Source organism: Pseudoduganella sp. RAF53_2, assembly GCF_052113985.1.
GTDB lineage: Bacteria > Pseudomonadota > Gammaproteobacteria > Burkholderiales > Burkholderiaceae_D > Rugamonas.
Genome location: NZ_JBFRDW010000044.1, coordinates 1 through 16592, shown reverse-complemented (window position 1 = coordinate 16592; position 16592 = coordinate 1). Strand labels below are relative to the sequence as shown.

The following is a 16592-nucleotide window of genomic DNA, read 5'->3' as shown; positions in this document are numbered from 1 at the left end:
GTCGTGGGCGGCAATCTGCGCGCCGCGCTGGAATGGCTGCCGAAGGGCCGCCAGTTGATTACGGTAAAGACGGATTGCGACCTCAAAGAGCACATGATGTCGATTTCCGAATCGCTGGTCGCAAAAAGCGAAGACCGTGAACTGCTGCTGGCCTTCTTCAGCAAGTACGGCTTCAAAACCCTGCTGCGCGAACTGGGCGGCATGACGCCTGCTGCGCCAACCGGCGCAGCGGCCGCCGCGCCTGCGCCGTCCGCGCCGGGCGCCACGCAAGACCTGTTCGCCGCGCCACCGGCCACCGTCAGCTATGAAACCGTGCTGACCGAGGCCCAGCTGGACGACTGGCTGGCGCGCATCGACAAGGCCGGGCTGACCGCCATCGATACCGAAACCACCTCGCTGGAACCGATGCTGGCGCAAATGGTCGGCATCTCGCTGGCCATCGAGCCGGGCATCGCCTGCTACATCCCGCTGGCCCACCGCTATGCCGGTGCGCCGGTGCAGTTGCAGCGCGACTTGGTGCTGGAGAAAATGAAGCCGTGGCTGGAAGACGCATCCAAGCCTAAACTCGGCCAGAACCTGAAGTACGACGCGCATATCTTCGCCAACCACGGCGTGGCCCTGCGCGGCATCGTGCACGACACGCTGCTGCAATCGTATGTGTTCGAATCGCATCGCACCCACGATATGGACAGCCTGGCCATGCGCCACCTGAACCACAAGACCATCGCTTATGAAGAGGTGTGCGGCAAGGGCGCCAGCCAGATCGGCTTCGATCAGGTGGAGATCCAGCGCGCCACCGAATACGCGGCGGAAGATGCCGACATCACCCTGCGTCTGCACCTGGCGATGCACGGCCACGTCGCCGCGCACGAAGGCCTGACCACGGTCTACAACACCATCGAACTGCCGACCGCTGTCGTGCTGCAAAAGATTGAACGCAATGGCGTGCTGATTGACGCCGGCCTGTTGAATACGCAGTCCAGCGAGCTTGCCGCGCGCATCGTGGAGCTGGAGCAGAAGGCTTACGAACTGGCCGAGCAGCCTTTCAATCTGGGCTCGCCCAAGCAGATCGGCGAAATCTTCTTCACCAAGCTGCAGCTGCCTGTCATCAAGAAGACGCCAAGCGGCGCGCCATCCACCGACGAGGAAGTGCTGCAGAAACTGGCCGAGGATTACCCGCTGCCGAAAGTGCTGCTGGAATACCGCTCGATGTCCAAGCTGAAGTCCACTTACACGGACAAGCTGCCGAAGATGATCAATGTGTCCACCGGCCGCGTGCACACCAATTACGCACAAGCCGTGGCGATCACCGGCCGTCTGGCGTCGAACGATCCGAACCTGCAAAACATCCCGGTGCGTACCGCCGAGGGGCGCCGCATCCGCGAAGCCTTTGTGGCGCCGGCCGGTTCGCATATCGTGTCAGCCGACTACTCGCAGATCGAGCTGCGCATCATGGCCCACATCTCGGGCGACGAAAACATGCTGCGCGCTTTCGCGGAAGGCGAGGACATTCACCGCGCCACCGCCGCCGAAATCTTCGGCGTGGCGCCGGCCGAGGTGCAATCCGAACAGCGCCGCTACGCCAAGGTGATTAACTTTGGCCTGATCTACGGCATGAGCGCCTTCGGCCTGGCTGCCAACCTGGGTGTCGACCGCGCTGCCGCGCAAAGCTATATCGACCGCTACTTCGCCCGCTTCGCCGGCGTGAAGCGCTATATGGACGAAACGCGCGCCGAAGCAAAGGCGCAGGGTTATGTGCAGACCGTGTTCGGCCGCCGCCTGTGGCTACCGGAGATCAATTCGCCCAACGGCCCGCGCCGCCAGGCCGCCGAACGCGCGGCCATCAACGCGCCGATGCAGGGCACGGCCGCCGACCTGATCAAGCTGGCCATGATCGCGGTGCAGGACTGGCTGGAGTCGTCCAACCTGCGCAGCAAGATGATCATGCAGGTGCACGACGAACTGGTGCTGGAAGTGCCGGACGACGAGCTGGCGCTGGTACGCGAAAAGCTGCCCCAGCTGATGGCGGGCGTCGCCAAGCTGAACGTGCCGCTGGTCGCCGAAGTCGGCGTCGGCAAAAACTGGGAAGAGGCGCACTGAACCCTAACCCCAGGGTCAGACCCTAGGGTCTGACCCCGATTTTAGGGTTCGCCGATTTTTGTCACGGCCACCTGACAAATTTTGGCAACCTGCCGACAAATTCTGTCAGAATGGCCAATCTGATAACCTTGGGAGGTGGCGCATGAAAGACCTGCTGTCCGATGCAAAAAGTCTGGTTGCACCACCGAACGCTGCGGACGGCCTGGATCGCCGCGATTTTCTGAAGGCCGCGCTGGGCACCGGCTTTGCCGCCGCCGTGCTGCCGGTCAGCGCTGAAACCATCCACACCGACACCGCAGGCCTCACCGCCGGCACCGTGACCATCGAAGTCAACGGCCAGAAAGTGCCCGTGTACCGCGCCCAGCCTGAAGGCAAGACCGGCCTGCCGGTGATCCTGGTGGTGTCCGAAATCTTCGGTGTGCATGAACACATTGCCGACATCGCGCGCCGCTTCGCCAAGCAAGGCTATCTGGCGCTGGCGCCGGACCTGTTCGTGCGCCACGGCGATCCGCAAAAAGAACCGGCGATTGCCGATCTTATTAAAAACATCATCTCCAAAACGCCGGACAGCGAAGTGCTGGCGGACCTGGACGTCACCGTCGCCTGGGCCAAAGCCAATGGCGGCAACACCGATAAACTGGGCATTACCGGCTTCTGCTGGGGCGGCCGCATCACCTGGCTGTACGCCGCGCACAATCCGAACGTGAAGGCTGGCGTGGCCTGGTACGGCCGTCTGGTGGGCGAAACCAACAGCATCAACCCGCATCAGCCGATCGAGTATGCCGCGACGCTGAAAACGCCGGTCCTGGGCCTGTACGGCGGCAAAGACCAGGGCATCCCGCAGGATTCCATCGAAAAGATGAAAGCCGAACTGGCCAAAGGCAGCAGCCAGTCGACCTTCGTGGTCTATCCAAATTCCGGCCACGCCTTCAACGCCGACTACCGCCCCAGCTACGTGGAGGCCGACGCCAGGGACGGCTGGTCGCGTGCGCTGGCCTGGTTCAAGGCCCACGGCGTCGCCTGACTGAAGCAGGACTCGGCAAGAATGCGCTCCGGGCTGTAAAATGCCCGGTTTGCGCATTTTTCCGCGCCCGAGGTACGTAAAATCGATCCCGTCCTGATTTCCATCCTGCTGGCTACCACCATCGCCGGCGTTGCCAGTATTTCGGCAGCGGCGGTGTTTTCGTTCGCCCTCCTGTCCAAGGTGGTCGAGCGCATGGTCAGCCTGTCGGTGGGCATCATGCTGTCGACCTCGCTGCTGCACGCGCTGCCGGAGGCCTTCGAATCGGGCGCCGATCCCCGTTCCCTGTTTGGCGCGCTGCTGGCGGGCCTGCTGGCCTTCTTCATGCTGGAAAAGCTGGCCATCCTGCGCCACTCCCATCACCACGAGCACGACGGCCACCACCACGCCCACGGCCACGACAAGCGCGAGGCGGGCAAGGCGGGCTGGATGATCCTGGTCGGCGACGGCATGCACAATTTCACGGACGGCATTCTGATTGCTGCCGCCTTCCTGGCCAATCCGCAGCTGGGCATCGTGACGGGCGTGGCCATCATTGCTCACGAAATCCCGCAGGAGATCGGCGACTTCATCGTGCTGCTGAACGCCGGCTTCTCGCGCACCCGCGCCTACGTCTACAACCTGCTGTGCAGCCTGCTGGCCGTAGCCGGCGGCTTGCTGGGCTATTTCACGCTGGACCATGCCAGCAGCCTGATTCCCTACGTGCTGGTATTCGCTTCCTCCGGCTTCATTTACATCGCCGTCAGCGACCTGATGCCGCAGATGCAGCGCCGTGCCACCCTGCGCGAAACCGTGCCGCAAGTGCTGCTGATTGGGCTCGGCGTTGTCATTGTTTTATTCCTCACGGCCGGGCACTGAAATAACTGCAAGTTTCATTGCTGCCAAGCAATGACTTTAGGCACGATTCCTGCTACGCTCCATGCATCCTTTTCGCGGACGCATGATGACTGAGCATACTGACAACACCGACGTACTGATGGCAGCCTTCCTCAAGGGAGCTGGTTTGCCCGCCACGGCCATGAATCAGCCACTGACACCTGAATTCATGGAACTGCTCGGCAAGCTGCTCTCCAAGTCCATTGGCGGCACTTTCCAGTTGCTTGGTGCGCGTGCTCATCTCAAGCGCGATATCCACGCCGACGCCACCCAGGTTGTGGTGCGCAATAACAATCCGCTCAAATTCCTGCCGGAGAGCCAGATCGCGCTGACGCAGATGCTGCGTAAGAAGATGCCTGGCTTCATGGGGCCGATCGAAGCGCTGGAAGACGCCTACGCCGATCTGCAGGCGCATCAGGATTGCGTGCTGGCCGGCATGCAGGGCGCCGTCGGCGAAACGCTGCGCCGTCTCGATCCGGATGTGATGCCGGCTCCGCGCGGCCTTGGCGCGGCCTTGCCATGGAACGGCAAGGCGCAGCAGTTCGAACATTACAGCGCGGCTCACGCGAAGCTGTCACAAGCCGTGACCGACGATTTCCACGYCGTGCTGGGCACGGCCTTCCTCGAAGCATATGAGCGCCGCATGGAGCGCATCCAGGACGAGGCATACGATGGCTGATCCAGCACTGGCCGGGCGCAACGTCGCCCTCGATATCGCGGAAGTGTCCTGCATTGGCGGGCGCTCTTCCAATCAGGATGCCTGCGCATCCACCGACAATGGCGCCCTGGTGTGCCTGGTCGTCGCTGACGGCGCGRGCGGACATGAGGGCGGCGAGATCGCGTCGGCACTGGTGGTGCAGGCCGTGGTTGGCGCCTTCGAGCGCTCGCCGGGCGGCACGCAGGCCTTGCTGCGCGCACTGATTTCGAAGGCGACCAATGATGTGCAGCGCGAGAAGATCGGCCGTCCGCAGCTGGCGTCGATGAGCGCGACCGTGGCCACGGTGCTGCTGGACCGCGCGCATGGCGAGGCTTGCTGGGCACACCTGGGCGATACCCGCATTTACCTGTTCCGCGGTGGACGCGAACTGCACGTCACGCGCGATCACAGCCTGGTACAGCAGCTGATCGATGGCGGCCTGGCCATCGGCGCCGATCCGCGCACGCACAAGCGCCGCAATGTGCTGTATGCCGCGATTGGCGCGGAAAGCGATGTGCTGCCGGACGTCATGGGGCCGCTGGCGCTGGAGGAGGGCGATGCCATCCTCATTTGCACCGACGGCTTGTGGGAATGGGTGACGGAAGACGTCATGGAAGCTTGCCTCGCGCGCGCGGGCAGCGCGCAGGAGTGGCTGAACGCGCTGTGTGCGGCGGCCGATGCCGCCAGCACGGGCAGCGAAGAGACGCGCGATAACTATACGGCGCAGGCCGTGGTTGTGGGGGCGCCATGAGCGGATCGCTGAATTGTCTCGCCATCGGCACCAAGCTTGGCGAGTTTGAAATCCAGAGCGTGATCGGCGAGGGTGGTTTCGGTATCGTCTACCTCGCCTTCGACCATTCGCTGCAGCGCACCGTGGCGGTGAAGGAATACATGCCGGCGTCGCTGGCATCGCGCGGCGACGACCATAGCGTGTCGGTGCGTTCCAAGCGCCATGGCGAGGCTTTCGAAGCGGGCCTGCGCAGCTTCATCAACGAGGCGCGCTTGCTGGCGCAGTTCGATCATCCGGCGCTGGTGAAGGTGTACCGCTTCTGGGAACAGAATTCGACGGCCTATATGGCCATGCGCTATTACGAAGGCCAGACGTTCAAGACGCTGGTGCGCAACGATCCGAATGTGGTGACTGAGGATTGGCTGCGCCGCATTTTGCGCTCGCTGTTGGGCGCACTGGACGCGCTGTACAAATCGAATATCCTGCATCGCGACATCTCGCCGGAAAACATCATGATCCAGCCGAACGGCGATGCCGTGCTGCTGGATTTCGGCGCAGCGCGCCAGATCGTGACTGGGATGTCGCAGTCGCTGACCGTGATTCTGAAGCCGGGTTTCGCGCCGGTCGAACAGTATGCGGATGATGAGAGCATGCGGCAGGGACCGTGGACGGATATCTATTCGCTGTCCGCGGTCGTGTATTCGGCGATTACGCACAAGGCGCCTCCTGCAGCCGTGGCGCGCATGCTCAATGATCCTTTAGTGCCGCTGGCCGGCGCCGACCACCCCGAATTCAGCGCGCCATTCCGCGCGGCGATCGACCGCGGTATGCTGGTACGGCCCGATGAGCGTCCACAGACGATTGGCGAGTTCGCGCTGATGCTGGGCATTGAACTGACCGATAATCCTCACACGCAGCCGGGACCGGCGCGCGTCGATACGCGGCCAGCCCTGCCGGCGACGCCGGTTGCAGGCACGACTCCGCCCGCATCGCCTGCGCCATCCGCTGCGTCGCCCGTGCCAGGGACAGCGCCGAACCCTGCGTCGCCCGCACCAGCGCCTGCGTCCGCGCCTGCGCCTGCGTCGACCGAGCCAGCGCCCGCCTCGTCCGCGCCCGCAGCCGCGTCGCCTGCTTCGGTCGCCGCCGCCAATGACGCCGACGCTGCTCCACGCGCGCCTGAAGCCGACAGCGCATCCAAAGCCTCCAGCGCCGCGGCGCCTGTTGCCGCACCGGCCGCTACGCGGAGCAAGGACCAAGCCGCGGAGGCCGCCGCCGCATCGCGCGCTGCACCCAGCAAGGACCGCGCAGCAGAGTCCTCCGCAGCCGCTTCGCACACAGCATCCCGCAAGAACCACGCAGCAGAGTCCTCCGCAGCTGCTTCGCACACCGCATCTCGCAAGGACCACGCTGTCGCCGCATCGGCCGCTGCGCCGAGCAAAGGCCACGCTGATGCTGCTGCCACCGCGCTGGGCGATGCACACGGTGACGCGGCTGGCGTCGCGTCAGGCAAAGGCCGCGCTGATGCTGCTGCCGCCACCGCGGCGGAAAAGGAGCGTGCTGGGAGGGCGTCGAAACCAGGTGCGAGCCGTGGCGCCGCCGTGCCCGATAAATCCAAACGCAGCGCAAAGCCCGGCGAAACAAAAGCGTCCGCGTCTGCCCCGCGCAATCGCCGCCCCGCGCTGGTTGGCGCTGTCATCGCCGGCCTGGCGCTGCTTACCGCCGCAGGCCTCTACGCGGCCAGCGGTGAGGCGCCGGTTGAAGTGCACGAGACAGCCAGCGTAGAAATCCCGGCCTCAGCGCCGGCGCCAGCTGAAGCCACGCAAGCGGCGGCACCCGTTGTAGCATCAGCGCCCGAGGCAGCCGCGCCAGCGAAAGAGGAACCTGCAAAGCCGGCCGCATCGACCAACGGCACGGTCACGCTGAACGTGATGCCATGGGCAAACGTCACCGTGGACGGTGTCGAAAAAGGCCCCACGCCACCGTTGAAGAAATTGTCCCTGCCTGAAGGCCAACATCAGATTAAAATTGAGAACCCGAATTTCCCTGAGCGCGTGGTGACGATCACGGTCGCGGCCAACAAGACCGCAACCTTGCGTCACGACTTCGCCAACTCGCACTGAACATGAAGACCTACGTCAGCCTGCTATGCCTGGCACTGCTCGCCGCCTGCAACGCCACTACGCCGGTGTCGAAAGACGCCGACGAAGCACACGCTCCCGCCGCTGCGGCAAGCGCGCCCACTGCACACGTGAAGGAACCGGCGGCCCCCGCACCGGAAGCGCCGCCTGAAATCAACCCCGCGCGCAAGGACCTGAACGCAGCGATCACCTTGTACCAGGCCGGCGACTACAACGGCTCGCTCAAGGTACTGAACAACTCGAAAGAAATCTGGAAGAACGGCGACAAGGCCACGCAACTGGATGCGTTCAAATACACCGCCTTCAACTACTGTCTGACCAACCGCACCACCTTGTKCCGCCAGCAATTCGCCAAAGCATTCAAGCTCGATAAAACCTTCGCGCTGGCGCCCGGTGAAAAAGGCCATCCGCTGTGGACTCCCTCCTATGAGCGTGCGCGAAAAGAGACAGTCAAATAATTGTCATTGATTCGTCATAAAGCCTGTCTATCCTGAATACCAAGAACAACAACAAGAAAGGGAGAGAAGGAGATGTTGAGCACATGGCAGCAATGGCGGGCGCAGCGAATCATGCGGCGTTCACGCTACAGCAAGCAATTGGCGGAAATGCCCGCTAATCTTTTTGATTACTGGAAGAGTAGCGCTAAAAATGAATTCAACGGCATCCCAGGAGATGCCGTTTTTTTTGCCCGCGCGGCGGAGGGCCTGATCGCCTTCTTCGACTGCGCGTCCCACGACAGCAAGCCCTGCGCCTTGCCGTCGCTGGCGGCCGACTCGGTGTGGCATGCCTGGCAGCGGCTCTCACCACTGAAACTGGAAGCCTTCTGCCGCCGGAACTTCGGCCGCAACATCCCGCACGTCGAGCGTGCCAATATGCCGGGCAATATGGACGATGCCCTGGCCGTCTGCCTGGTGCGGGCGCGCGAGCGCGAAGGCATCCGGCCCGCCGGTCCACGCTTGCCTGGCCTGTTCCTGCTGGATCGCAAACTGAAAATGCCGAACGGCTTTGGCTACACGGTGCAGCGCGGGTACGCTGGCTACTCTCAGATGGATGACCGCGGCCGCTTCGACCCGCTGGTGGCCTGCCCGCCATCGCTGCAAGCGGCAGGTCTCGCCAGCGCAGGCCTGATCGCACCACTCGCCTACGCCGAGTACATGGAACTCGAACGCGCCCGCCGCCGCACCGACGGCAGCGCCTGCGGTTCCGGCTGCGGCAGCTCGATCAGCTGCRACAGCAGCGACGGCGGCAGCTCCTGCGGCTGTGATGGCGGAGGCAGCAGCTGCGGCAGCAGTTGTGGCGGCGGATGTGGAGGTGGTGGCGATTAAACCCACGGCCTAAAGCCGGTGCCTGCCACGACGTGGCAGGCACCAGGTTCACGCCATTGGTTTTATCAGGCGCCAGCGGACGCCGATGGGGCTAAATCAGGCGCCAGCGGACGCCGTTGGGGCTAAATCAGGCGCCAGCGGACGCCGATCAGGCTAAATCAGGCGCCGGCGGACGCCAATCGGGCTATATCAGGCGCCGGTGGCAACTGGGCGGGCTGGGTCGGCGCACCATTCGGACCAGGAGCCGGGATAGAGCGCGGCGCCGGAGAGCCCGGCGATTTCCAGGGCGAGCAGATTGTGGCAGGCGGTGACGCCGGAGCCGCACTGCATGACGGCGACCGATGGCGATGCGAACAGTGGCGTGAAGGCGGCTTTCAAGGAAGCGGCGTCCTTGAAGCGGCCGTCGGCGGCGAGGTTGTCTTTGAAGAAGCGGTTTTTGGCGCCGGGGATGTGACCGCCGACCGGGTCGATGGATTCATTCTCGCCGCGGAAGCGGTCGTTGGCGCGTGCGTCGACGACCTGGTAGCGCGCGGTGGTCAGATTCTCGACCAGATCGGAAGCGGATACAGTGCGCGTCAGCGTTGCGCGTTCAGTGATGTTGCCGCGTGCGCGCGGCGCAACCGGCGTCACGACAGCATGGCCGGCTGCGGTCCATGCGGCAAGGCCGCCGTCCAGCACGGCCACGGCTTGATGGCCGATCCAGCGCAGCAGCCACCAGGCGCGCGAGGCGTACATGCCACCCTGGCCGGCGCCGTCGTAGGCGATGACTTGCGTGTTGTCGTTGATGCCGAAGCGGCGCAGCGTTTCGATCAGCGCGGCGCGATCGGGCAGGGGATGGCGGCCGCGGAAAGTGGCGCCGCTGCCGGTCTTGGGACCCGACAAATCATTGTCGATGCTGGCAAACTGCGCGTTCTGGATATGGCCTTCGGCGAAGGCGTTGCGGCCGAAGTCAGGATTCAGCAGGTCGTGGCGGCAGTCGAGGATGACCCAGCTCGGGTCCGTCAAATGCTGCGCCAAAGTCTCGACATCAATCAGAGTGGTGTACATAGGTTTCCTCACGCTTCACTGGCAATCGGATCGGTTTCGGCAATGGCCTTGCCGCGTTCCGTACTGCGCGTATTGTAAAACGTTGCGGCGATTCCGGAAGCGAGGATGATGGCGATGCCCGCCCAGCTATGCCAATCGAAGGTATCGTTGAAAACGATCACGCCCCAGATACTGGAAAACACGATGCCGGTGTACTGCAGATTGGCTACCACCAGCGTCTTGCCGAGGCGGTACGCGCGCGTCATGGCGATCTGCGCGCCCATGCCCAGCAGGCCAAGTCCCAGCAGCAGCCAGATCGTGTAGCTGTTCGGGCGTGTGAAGTGCAGGCCGGATTCGACAATATGGCCGCCGGCACCGGCCAGCAGGTTCATCACCGAGAAATAAAACACCACGCGGTATTCGGGTTCGCCCGCCAGGCCCAGTTTGCGCACCTGCAGATAAGCCATGGCCGACAGCACGGACGAAATCAGCRCCACCATCGCTGGCCCCATCTGGTTTGAAGCAAAGGCAGGCCGCAGCAGCAGGGCCACGCCGACAAAGCTCATGAGCACCGCCGCGATCAGCGGCCACTCGACGTGATTCTTGCGATGCCACCAGCCATGGCCGAACAGCCACACCGCGATCCAGATCGGCGCCATGTAGTTCAGCGTAATTGCCGTGGCGAGAGGGAGTTTGCCGATGGCGTAAAACCACAGCCACAGCGAGATCACGCCGATAAAGCCACGCCACAGGTGGTCCCACGGCATGGTGGTCTTGAGGGAGAGGCCCCGGATGCGGATGGTGCAGAACAGGACAACAGTTCCGACAATCCCGCGGTACATCACGATTTCAGAGGTGCTGAAGTCGTCGGACGCCAGCTTCACGCACACGCCCATGGCGGCGAACATGAAGCTGGCAACGAGCATCCAGAGCGATTGCATCAGACGGTGACCTTACTCCGGTACCACTCATGGAAGTGCTGCATGCCGTCTTCCATTGGCGACTGATAAGGACCGGCGTCGGTTTCGCCGCGGTCCAGCAGGATCTTGCGGCCGGCATCCATGCGCAGGGCGATTTCGTCGTCCTCCACGCAGGTTTCCATATAGGCCGCGCGTTCAGCTTCGATGAATTCGCGCTCGAACAGCACGATTTCTTCCGGATAGTAGAATTCGACGACGTTGCGGGTTTTCTGTGGACCCATCGGCCACAAGGTAGACACCACCAGCACGTGCGGATACCACTCCACCATGATGTTCGGGTAGAGCGTCAGCCAGATCGCGCCATATTTCGGCGGCTCGCCGTTGCGGAATTTGAGCACCTGCTCATGCCACTTCTGATAGATATCGGAACCGGACTTCTTCAGGCCGCGGTTCACGCCCACGGTCTGCACGCTGTAATCGGCGCCGAATTCCCAGCGCAGATCGTCGCAGCTGACAAAGCTGCCCAGGCCCGGATGGAAAGGCTCGACGTGGTAATCCTCCAGGTAGACTTCGATGAAAGTCTTCCAGTTGTAATCGCACTCGTGCACTTCCACGTGGTCCAGCATATAGCCGCTGAAGTCCAGGTCCCTGGTGACGGACATGTTCTTCAGCTTGTCCATCACGCTGTAGCCATTCTGTTCGAACAGCAGGCCGTTCCAGCTTTGCAGCTGGGACTTGGGCAGGTTGAGGCAAGGCGTCTCCGGGAAATGCGGAGCGCCCAGCAGTTCGCCTTTGAGGTCGTAAGTCCAGCGGTGCAGCGGGCAGACGATGGTATCGGCGTTGCCGCGGCCATTGAACATCAGCGCCTGCCGGTGACGGCACACATTGGACAGCAATTCGACGCCGCCGGCATTACGCACCAGCATGCGGCCTTCATTTTCGGCGGCCAGGGTGGCGAAGTCGCCGACGTTCGGCACCATCAGCTCATGGCCGACATAGCGCGGGCCTTTTTTGAATAGTTCCTGCATTTCACGCTGCAGCAGCGTTTCGTCAAAATAGACGCTTACCGGAAGTTGCGCGTTCGAACGCGCCAGCTTGGCGTGGCTACCCAGATCGGACATCCAAACCCCCCTTAATTAAATATCAAACCAAGAAGAGAAAGATCCGCAAAGACCTGAATTCAGAGAATAAAAACGGTATTTCGGACAGAACCGGAGATTATACCGCGAAATGGACCATCTTCGCTTAATTATCTGCGGGAGGAAAGTCCGGTGCGCGTCTGGTAATATTGGCAACATTGAACCGCTCGCAGAGGCAATGCCCGCCCCCCGGCATGGCATTTGTTCTAAAATAGCGCCCTACATAGTATATAAATAGCTTTATGCCAAAAAATATGACTGCTCCCGCGACATTCGAGGAAGCGATGGCCGAGCTGGCGCAGCTCGTCACCCAGATGGAGGCCGGGCAATTGCCGCTCGAAGCATCCGTAGCCGCCTACGCGCGCGGCTCTGAACTGGTGAAGTTCTGCGCAAGCCAACTGGAAAAAGTGGAGGCGCAAGTGAAAGTGCTGGAAGGGGAAATGCTGAAGCCCTTCGCCGAGAACGGCGAGGCGGACCAATGACGGTGACATTCCAGGACTGGATGAAATCCATACAGGCTGCAGTCGAAGACGATTTGTCGGCCTACCTGCCGGCCGCCGATGCGGTGCCGGCCAAGCTGCACGAGGCGATGCGCTATGCGGTGCTGGACGGCGGCAAGCGGGTGCGCCCGCTGCTGGTGTTCGCCGCCGGTGCGCTGTTTGATGCCGACGCCAAGGCCCTGAGCCGGGCGGCAGCGGCAGTGGAAATGATCCATGCTTACTCGCTGGTGCACGACGACATGCCATGCATGGACGACGATGAACTGCGCCGCGGCAAGCCGACCGTGCACAAAGCGTATGATGAGGCGACCGCGCTGCTGGTGGGCGATGCCCTGCAGTCGCAGGCCTTCCTGGTACTGTCCGAATGCGACACCGTACCGGCGCAGCGCCAGGTAGCGATGCTGAAACTGCTGGCTTTCGCTTCCGGTTCGCTGGGCATGTGCGGCGGCCAGGCCATCGACCTGGATAGCGTGGGCATCAGCCTGACCCTGGAGCAGCTGGAGCAGATGCACCGCCTGAAGACGGGCGCACTGCTGCGTGCTTCCGTGGTGCTGGGCGCGCTGGCCGGCAAAGAGCTGAGCGATACGGAACTGAAAGCGCTGGACGATTACTCGCGTGCCATCGGCCTGGCCTTCCAGGTGGTCGATGACGTGCTGGATGCGACGGCCGATTCGGCCACGCTGGGCAAGACCGCTGGCAAGGACGCGGCGGACAACAAACCGACCTATGTGTCGATCCTGGGCCTGGAGCCTTCGATTGCGCTGGCGGAAAAACTGCGTCAGGATGCACATAACGCGCTGGCGCCGTTCGGAGAACAAGCACAGCGCCTGCGCGAAATTGCAGACCTGATCGTGCGGAGGAAGGCATAAATGACACTGCTCGAAACCATCAATAACCCGGCCGACCTGCGCAAGCTGTCGCGCAGCCAGCTGATTCCGCTAGCCGATGAACTGCGCGGCTTCCTGCTGGACTCCGTGTCCAAGACTGGCGGCCACCTGTCGTCCAACCTCGGCACCGTCGAACTGACGATTGCGCTGCATTATGTGTACAACACCCCGGCAGATCGCATCGTGTGGGATGTGGGCCACCAGACCTACTCGCACAAGATCCTGACCGGCCGCCGCGAGCAGTTCCACACGCTGCGCCAGCTGGATGGCATCTCCGGCTTCCCGCGCCGCGTGGAATCGGAATACGACACCTTCGGCACTGCCCACTCGTCCACCTCGATCTCGGCAGCGCTGGGCATGGCCGCAGCCGCCAAGATCAAGGGCGAGCAGCGCCACTCCATCGCCGTGATCGGCGACGGCTCCATGACGGCGGGTATGGCGTTTGAAGCGCTGAACAACGCGGGCGTGGAGAAAGACTGCAATCTGCTGGTGATCCTGAACGACAACGATATGTCGATCTCGCCGCCGGTCGGTGCACTGAACCGCTATCTGGCGCGCCTGATGTCCGGCCAGTTCTACGCTGCGGCGAAGAATGTCGGCAAGTCCGTGCTGCCAGGTCCTGTGCTGGAGCTGGCCAAGAAACTGGAAGGCCACGCGAAAGGCATGGTAGTTCCGGCCACCATGTTCGAAGAACTGGGCTTCAATTACATCGGCCCAATCGATGGCCACGACCTTGATTCGCTGATTCCAACCCTGCAGAACATTCGCGAGCTGAAAGGTCCGCAATTCCTGCACGTGGTGACCAAGAAGGGCCAAGGCTACAAGCTGGCCGAAGCCGAACCTATCCTCTATCACGGCACCGGCAAGTTCAATCCGGCTGAGGGCATCAAGCCTGCGCTGGCGCCGTCCAAGAAGACGTACACCGAAGTGTTCGGCGACTGGCTGTGCGATATGGCCAAGGCGGACAAGAAGCTGGTCGGCATCACGCCAGCCATGCGCGAAGGCTCGGGCATGGTGCGCTTCGAACAGGAGCATCCTGACCGCTACTTCGACGTCGGCATCGCCGAGCAGCACTCGGTGACCTTCGGCGCCGGCCTGGCTTGCGAAGGTATGAAGCCGGTAGTGGCAATCTATTCGACCTTCCTGCAGCGCGGCTACGATCAGCTGATCCACGACGTGGCTCTGCAGAATCTGGACGTGACCTTTGCGCTGGACCGCGCCGGTATCGTCGGTGCCGACGGTGCGACCCACGCCGGTAACTACGACCTGGCTTACCTGCGCTGCATCCCGAATATGGTGGTGATGGCGCCGTCCGATGAAAACGAATCGCGCCAGATGCTGACGACTGCCTTCCGTTATCCAGGTCCGGCTGCCGTGCGCTATCCACGCGGTGCCGGCACTGGTGCGACGATCAAGCAGGAACTGACCACGCTGCCGATCGGTAAGGGCGAAATCCGCCGCAAGGGCAACAAGATCGCGATCCTGGCTTTCGGCTCCATGGTTGCTCCGGCAATAGGCGCGGCCGAATCGCTGAAGGCCACCGTGGCCAATATGCGCTTCGTGAAGCCGCTGGATGTGGAACTGGTCAAGCAGCTGGCTGCCGATCACGATTACCTGGTGACGGTGGAAGAGGGCTGCGTGATGGGTGGCGCCGGTTCGGCGGTGGCAGAAGCCATGGCAGCGGAAGGTATCACCAAACCGCTGCTGATCCTCGGCCTGCCGGACAAGTTCATCGACCACGGCGATCCGGCCAAGCTGCTGGCCAGCGTTGGCCTGGATGCTGTCGGCATCGCGGCCTCGATCAAGGCGCGCTTCGGTGACGAACCGCGATTAGTCGTCAACAACGGCTAAATAAAAACGGCGCCTCGGCGCCGTTTTTTATTGCTGGATATGGCTTGCGCGCAAGGTCGGCGCATCCGTGTTCCGGGCATCCAGCGTCAGCGTATAGTGTCCTGGCTGGTCCAGCTTCAAGGTCAGGCGCTTGCCCTTCAACGCGAGCGGCGTGGCTACGCCTTCGGTCAGTTGCGCATCCTTTTCTGCCGCGCCAAGCTCCAGATCCACAAGGCCGCGTGTGCCGATCTTGAGCTGCTGCTTGCCTTTTTCCAGGTCCAGCTCGGCGGTATAAATGCCGTCCTCCAGCTTGCGCATGGGCGTGCGCGAAGTCCAGTCGTTCATGGAGCCAAGTACGAACAAAGGCTGCAACCACGGGTTGGTTTTTTCTTCGGCTGTTGGCTCGGGCGCGTAACGCAATTCGATGCGGGCATCGTTCGACCAGGCCTTGTCGGCAAGCGGCGTGAGGTAGCTGAAGTCTTTGGCTTCGATGGTTTCGCGGCGTTCACCGTCCACGATTTCCGCGGCTTCGACGATCCTCCGGCTTGGCCACCAGAATTTGACCTTCTCCTTCATCACGGTGCTCATACCGCACCAGTCGGTGGTCAGCACCAGCGTGTTGACGGCCAGCGTTTTCAGCAGACCGATTTCCTTCTTGCCGATGGCCACCGCCACCTGGCATTCCAGCCGCAGATCGCCGAGCCGGCGCACATTGTCCGGCAAGCCGGGCGTGTGGATATCGGGGCGTCCACGCAGCGCGCCTTTCTTGCGGTTGAGGATCAGGTCCGCGTCATCGTCGATGGCGGATTGCACGCGCGGCAGGGTGAAGGTGCCATCTGCCGTAACTGGTACGGGAATCGGATCGCCTTCACCGGCGATGCGCAGCGATAGCGGCTCGCCGGCCGTCAGCTGGTCACTCATGCGGCCGGCCGAGAGACGGAAGCGCAGTTCAGGCACGGCGGGCGCCAGCGCGTGATATTCCTGGAAGGCGTCCAGGCCCGCGACGACGTTGCGGTAGGAGCGCATGTCCGGATTCTTCACGCCGGGAACCTCAACCTGTTGCGRCTCTTCGGCCTGCGCGGCGCCTGCAATCAGCAATGCAAGGAGAAGCTTCTTCACGGTGCGGCTCCTGCGGTGGCTGCCGGTTCAGGTCCATATTTGAACTCGATCAGCGCGTCGTTGGACCAGGTTTCGTCGCCCAGCGGCGCCAGGTACGACCATTCTTTCACCTTGACTTCGGCGGTACGCTCGCCCTCGCGCAGCACTGCCGATTCCAGTGGATGGCCGCCGCTGAACCAGAACTCGGCATTTTTCTTCTCGCACCAATTCCCGCTGAGCATAACGGTGGTCAGCGCAGCGCGCATCAGGAAGCCCATCTCCTTCTTGCCGATGGCGATCAGCAC

The 16592-nt window shown here is 62.6% G+C and carries 15 protein-coding genes and 1 pseudogene; 11 read left to right on the top strand and 5 right to left on the bottom strand.

Annotation, left to right across the window (positions count from 1 at the left end; genetic code table 11):
* The 8 genes from polA to AB4Z11_RS04665 all read left to right on the top strand — a co-directional run.
* A partial coding sequence (gene polA / locus AB4Z11_RS04700; protein ID WP_442023048.1) for a DNA polymerase I occupies window positions 1-2100 on the top strand: 2100 nt, incomplete at its 5' end.
* A gap of 142 nt (window positions 2101-2242) precedes the next feature.
* The gene (locus AB4Z11_RS04695; RefSeq protein WP_442023047.1) at window positions 2243-3124 is read left to right on the top strand and encodes a dienelactone hydrolase family protein; all 882 of its coding nucleotides are present in this window, start codon (window positions 2243-2245) and stop codon (window positions 3122-3124) included.
* Window positions 3125-3229: 105 nt separating this feature from the next.
* Window positions 3230-3979: a ZIP family metal transporter gene (locus AB4Z11_RS04690; protein WP_442023049.1), complete on the top strand. Its 750-nt coding sequence runs from the start codon at window positions 3230-3232 to the stop codon at window positions 3977-3979.
* Between the two features lie 82 nt (window positions 3980-4061).
* Window positions 4062-4676: a type VI secretion system-associated FHA domain protein TagH gene (gene tagH / locus AB4Z11_RS04685; RefSeq protein ID WP_442023046.1), complete on the top strand. Its 615-nt coding sequence runs from the start codon at window positions 4062-4064 to the stop codon at window positions 4674-4676.
* Window positions 4669-5445, top strand: coding sequence for a PP2C family protein-serine/threonine phosphatase (locus AB4Z11_RS04680; RefSeq protein ID WP_442023045.1), 777 nt, complete (start codon window positions 4669-4671; stop codon window positions 5443-5445). Before tagH ends, AB4Z11_RS04680 begins: the two co-directional genes overlap by 8 nt.
* Window positions 5442-7544, top strand: a complete 2103-nt coding sequence (locus AB4Z11_RS04675) for a protein kinase domain-containing protein (RefSeq protein WP_442023044.1) — start codon at window positions 5442-5444, stop codon at window positions 7542-7544. The genes AB4Z11_RS04680 and AB4Z11_RS04675 overlap by 4 nt, the downstream gene beginning before the upstream one ends.
* A 2-nt stretch (window positions 7545-7546) precedes the next feature.
* On the top strand, window positions 7547-8020 hold the full coding sequence (locus tag AB4Z11_RS04670) for a TssQ family T6SS-associated lipoprotein (RefSeq protein ID WP_442023043.1): 474 nt from the start codon (window positions 7547-7549) through the stop codon (window positions 8018-8020).
* A 147-nt stretch (window positions 8021-8167) separates the two neighbouring features.
* Window positions 8168-8887, top strand: coding sequence for a hypothetical protein (locus tag AB4Z11_RS04665; protein ID WP_442023042.1), 720 nt, complete (start codon window positions 8168-8170; stop codon window positions 8885-8887).
* Between the two features lie 189 nt (window positions 8888-9076).
* On the opposite strand, the gene AB4Z11_RS04660 is transcribed toward AB4Z11_RS04665, so the two are convergent.
* Genes AB4Z11_RS04660 through AB4Z11_RS04650 form a run of 3 tightly spaced genes read right to left on the bottom strand, consistent with a single transcriptional unit; the run spans window position 9077 to window position 11954 of the window.
* A complete protein-coding gene (locus AB4Z11_RS04660) occupies window positions 9077-9934 on the bottom strand; it encodes a sulfurtransferase (RefSeq protein WP_442023041.1) in 858 nt (285 codons plus the stop codon).
* Between the two features lie 8 nt (window positions 9935-9942).
* The gene (locus AB4Z11_RS04655; protein ID WP_442023040.1) at window positions 9943-10854 is read right to left on the bottom strand and encodes a DMT family transporter; all 912 of its coding nucleotides are present in this window, start codon (window positions 10852-10854) and stop codon (window positions 9943-9945) included.
* Entirely contained in the window at window positions 10854-11954 is a 1101-nt protein-coding gene (locus AB4Z11_RS04650) for an aromatic ring-hydroxylating oxygenase subunit alpha (RefSeq protein ID WP_442023039.1), read from the bottom strand. The genes AB4Z11_RS04655 and AB4Z11_RS04650 overlap by 1 nt, the downstream gene beginning before the upstream one ends.
* A 260-nt stretch (window positions 11955-12214) precedes the next feature.
* Here AB4Z11_RS04650 and AB4Z11_RS04645 point away from each other — a divergent pair, with 260 nt between their 5' ends.
* From AB4Z11_RS04645 to dxs, 3 genes are read left to right on the top strand one after another with little or no spacing between them, the layout of a single operon-like run.
* Window positions 12215-12454 (top strand): exodeoxyribonuclease VII small subunit, encoded by a 240-nt coding sequence (locus AB4Z11_RS04645; RefSeq protein ID WP_442023038.1) that lies wholly within the window; start codon window positions 12215-12217, stop codon window positions 12452-12454.
* On the top strand, window positions 12451-13341 hold the full coding sequence (locus AB4Z11_RS04640) for a polyprenyl synthetase family protein (RefSeq protein WP_442023037.1): 891 nt from the start codon (window positions 12451-12453) through the stop codon (window positions 13339-13341). Before AB4Z11_RS04645 ends, AB4Z11_RS04640 begins: the two co-directional genes overlap by 4 nt.
* Entirely contained in the window at window positions 13342-15210 is a 1869-nt protein-coding gene (gene dxs / locus AB4Z11_RS04635) for a 1-deoxy-D-xylulose-5-phosphate synthase (RefSeq protein WP_442023036.1), read from the top strand. It begins immediately after the preceding gene.
* Window positions 15211-15237: 27 nt separating this feature from the next.
* Here dxs and AB4Z11_RS04630 read toward each other — a convergent pair whose 3' ends face one another.
* On the bottom strand, window positions 15238-16308 hold the full coding sequence (locus AB4Z11_RS04630; RefSeq protein WP_442023035.1) for a hypothetical protein: 1071 nt from the start codon (window positions 16306-16308) through the stop codon (window positions 15238-15240).
* A pseudogene (locus AB4Z11_RS04625) lies at window positions 16305-16592 on the bottom strand (hypothetical protein); the annotation flags it as partial. The pseudogene AB4Z11_RS04625 and the gene AB4Z11_RS04630, both read right to left, overlap by 4 nt.